The following is a 3,971-nucleotide window of genomic DNA, read 5'->3' as shown; positions in this document are numbered from 1 at the left end:
TAGTCGTCCCCGGGCAGACGGTGCACCAGGGCGAGCCCATGCTGTACGTTTCCAGTCCGGATTACTCACAACTGCGTAGCAACTATCTGAAGGCCAAGGATGCCCACGCGCTGGCGCAGATGGCCTATGTGCGCGCCAAGGATCTGTATGATCACGGCGCGATTGCCCAACAGAACCTGGAGCAGGCGCAATCGGCTGAAGTGCAAGCCAGTGGCGATCTGGCGGCGGCGCAGGCTGCGCTGAAGGTTCTGGGGATTACGGATCCGGACACGCTGGTGAAGGGCCCTCCGTCATTTGAGGTTCCGGTGAGGGCGCCAATTGCTGGACTGGTGGTGGAGCAGGACGTGGCCGCGGGGCAACTCATTCAGCCTGGCAGCACGCAATGCTTCGTGATTTCCGATACAACCAACGTTTGGGTGCTGGTGAATATCTACCAGAAGGACTTGCCTTACGTGCGTGTGGGACAGCCGGTAACGATTCAGACCGATACGTATCCCGAGGTGTTCCACGGGCGCATCTCTTATGTGGCTGCGTCGCTGGATCCGAGCACGCGCACGCTGCAGGCACGCATTGACACCAACAATCCGGGCGGGAAACTCAAGAAAGATATGTACGTAGTGGCGACCGTGCAAGCGGGCACGATTTCGAACGCGATTGTGCTTCCGGATGCGGCGGTCCTGCGCGATAGCGAGAACCAGCCTTTTGTTTACGCCGCCACATCGGCGAACCAGTTTGGCAGGCGCTCCGTGACGTTGGGGGAAAGCTTGCACGGACAAACCGAGGTGACCAGCGGGCTGAAGCCTGGCGACCAGGTCATCGGAGACGGCAGCTTATTCCTGCAGTTTGCGAATTCGCTGCAACGTTAGCAGCATTGCGCCGGCATGGAAGGGATCTGCAATTTCAAGTGAGGATCGTGCTCACCACATCTGAATGATTCACCGAATCGTCCAAGCGGCTCTGCGGCAAAAGTTCCTGGTGCTGATGCTGACCGCGTTCATTACGGTCGGCGGGATCATGTCGTTTCAACGGATGCCGGTGGATGCCTATCCGGATCTGTCACCACCCCTAGTCGAAATCATCACTCAATGGCCGGGCCACGCCGCGGAAGAAGTCGAGAGGCTGGTGACGCTGCCGCTCGAGATTGAGATGAACGGCGTCCCCCACATGGTAGTGATGCGGTCGATCTCGCTTTATGGCCTGTCCGACATCCGGCTGACTTTTGAAGAAAGCACCAACGACTATTTTGCGCGGGAAGTGGTGTTCGAACGGCTGGGGCAAGCCACGCTGCCGGCGGGGGTCAATCCGACCCTTGCTCCTTTGTTCAGCCCCAGCGGGCTCGTGTACCGGTATGTGCTGGAGAGTCCGGATCGCACTCCCCAAGAACTGAAGACCATTGAAGACTGGGTGGTGGAACGGGCCTATCGCTCGGTTCACGGTGTGGCCGACGACTCGGGTTTCGGCGGCACGGTGATGCAATACCAGGTGTTGCTCGACCCGGCGCGCATATATGGCTATCACCTGACGGTTCCGCAAGTGATGACGGCCTTGGCCGCCAACAATGCCAATGCGGGAGGTGGATTCTATTCGCAAGGCGGACAGTTCTATTACGTGCGCGGGATTGGGTTGGTGCGCAATACCGATGACATCGGGAACATCGTTGTCGGCGCGAACAAGGGAGTGCCCATCCGGGTGCGGGATGTAGGACAAGTCACGATCGGACATGCACCCCGACTGGGGCAATTCGGCTTCCAGAAGAATGACGACGCGGTGGAAGGTGTCATTCTCATGCTGCGCGGCGAGCAGACGCAGAATGTGCTCAAGGGAGTGGAAGCCAAAACCGAGCAGTTGAACCATCAGATCCTTCCACCCGACGTTAAGATTCGTCCCTACTACGACCGAAGCGAACTGGTGGCCCTGACCACCGATACGGTAGAGAACAACCTGCTGCGCGGCATGTTGCTTGTGCTGCTGGTGCTGATTTTCTTTCTGGTCAGCGTGCGCGCGGCGATCATCGTGGCGCTGACGATTCCGCTGTCGCTGCTGTTTGCGTTCATCGTCCTGCACGCTCACGACGTGGCGGCGAACCTGCTTTCGATCGGCGCAATCGACTTCGGCATCGTCATTGACGGCACCGTGGTAATGATGGAAAACATCTATCGCGAATTGGCGCTACGCGAAGCGCAAAGCTACCAACTGAATGAGGTCATTCTGGCGGCGGCGAAGGATGTGGACCGACCGATTTTTTACTCGGTGGCGGTGATCATGGCGGGTTATCTGCCGATCTATGCGCTTAGCGGGCCCTCGGGGAAGCTGTTCCATCCCATGGCTGAGACGATGTCGTTTGCGCTCCTCGGCTCGTTGATCCTCACCCTTACGCTGGTCCCGGTCCTGGCTTCGTATTGGTTCAAGAGCGGCGTGCGGGAGAAACGGAACCGAGCTTTTGAATGGATGAAACAGAAGTATGCGAAGCAGTTGGATTGGGCGCTCGATCGGCCCAAGACCACAGTGATCCTTTCGGCCCTCATCTTCGGGGCCACTCTGCTGCTAGTTCCGTTTATCGGCGGTGAATTCATGCCGCACCTTGATGAAGGCGCGCTGTGGGTGCGGGCCACGATGCCCTACACGATTTCGTTCGAGGAAGCCAGCAAGATTGCGCCGCAGATCCGCGCGATCCTGTTGTCGTATCCGCAGGTAACGGTGGTGGGCTCGGAGTTGGGGCGGCCAGACGATGGCACCGATCCCACAGGTTTCTTTAACTGCGAGTTCTATGTTGGACTAAAGCCGTACAAAGACCCGGCGTGGCGCGGTCGAATCCACGACAAGAAGCAACTCATCGAGTCGATCAACGACCAGCTCACGACCTTCCCGGGAATTATCTTCAACTATACGCAGCCGGCTGAGGACGCGGTCGATGAAGCACTGACCGGCCTGAAAAGCTCGCTGGCGGTCAAGATCTACGGCCAGGACCTGAACGTGCTTCAGGATAAAGCGATCCAGATCAAGAACGCGTTGGCGCGGGTGCCTGGTTTCACGGAGCTTACCGTAGTGCGCGAACTGGGCCAGCCCAGTTTGCTGGTGGATGTGGATCGCGACAAGATCGCGCGGTATGGAATCAATATCGCCGACGTGGAAGCGGTGGTCTCGGCAGCGGTTGGCGGGCAAGCGGTGACGCAGGTCATTCAAGGAGAAAAGCTGTTTGATCTGGTGGTCCGCATGCACCCTCAGTTCCGCAGCAGCGCTCATGAGATTGGGAACCTGCTGGTGGGCACGCCGGATGGGCAGCAGATTCCACTCAGCCAACTTGCCGATATTCATCAGGGGAACGGAGCATCGTTCATTTATCGCGAGAGCAACTCGCGCTATATCGGCGTGCAGTACAGCATCGAAGGCCGCGATTTGGAGAGAGCAGTTCACGATGGGCAAGACGCCGTCAACAAGGTAGTGAGCCTTCCGTCGGGGTACTGGATGACGTGGGGCGGAGAATACAGCCAGCTGGTCGAGGCAAGATCGCAGATGTACTTCATCGGTCCGCTGGCAATAGTGCTGATTTTTATGATCCTGTTTGCACTCTACGGAAACTTCAAGTTTCCGGTCACGATTGCGCTGGGGGTCATCATGACTGAGCCGGTGGGAGCTTTGCTGGCGCTCAAGGTTACCCATACACCCTTCAGCGTTTCATCAGTACTGGGGTTGCTTGCGCTGATGGGAGTCTCCGTGGAGACCGCCGTGATTCTGGTGTCTTACATCAATAAGCTGCGACAGGAAGGAATGGCGATTCGCGAGGCCACTCGGGAAGCCTCGCTGCTGCGTCTTCGCCCGATCATGATGACCGCCCTGGTCGCGTGCCTCGGGCTACTTCCCGCGGCCCTCTCCACCGGCATCGGCTCAGATACCCAGAAGCCTTTCGCTATTGTGATCGTCGCCGGCTTGATCTCGCGCCTCTTTATCGGCTTCTTCGTCAATCCCGTCTT

At 58.2% G+C, this 3,971-nt stretch carries 2 protein-coding genes; both read left to right on the top strand.

Annotated features, from left to right (window positions below; genetic code table 11):
- Positions 1–866: efflux RND transporter periplasmic adaptor subunit (locus tag VEG30_12410; protein HXZ80728.1), on the top strand; the 866-nt coding region annotated here is incomplete at its 5' end.
- A gap of 64 nt (positions 867–930) precedes the next feature.
- Positions 931–3,971 (top strand): CusA/CzcA family heavy metal efflux RND transporter (locus VEG30_12405; GenBank protein ID HXZ80727.1); only part of this gene is annotated, 3,041 nt, incomplete at its 3' end.

The organism is Terriglobales bacterium (genome assembly GCA_035624455.1).
GTDB lineage: Bacteria > Acidobacteriota > Terriglobia > Terriglobales > Acidobacteriaceae > DASPRM01.
The sequence above is the reverse complement of the archived record's forward strand: the minus strand, read 5'-3'. Positions and strand labels throughout refer to the sequence as shown.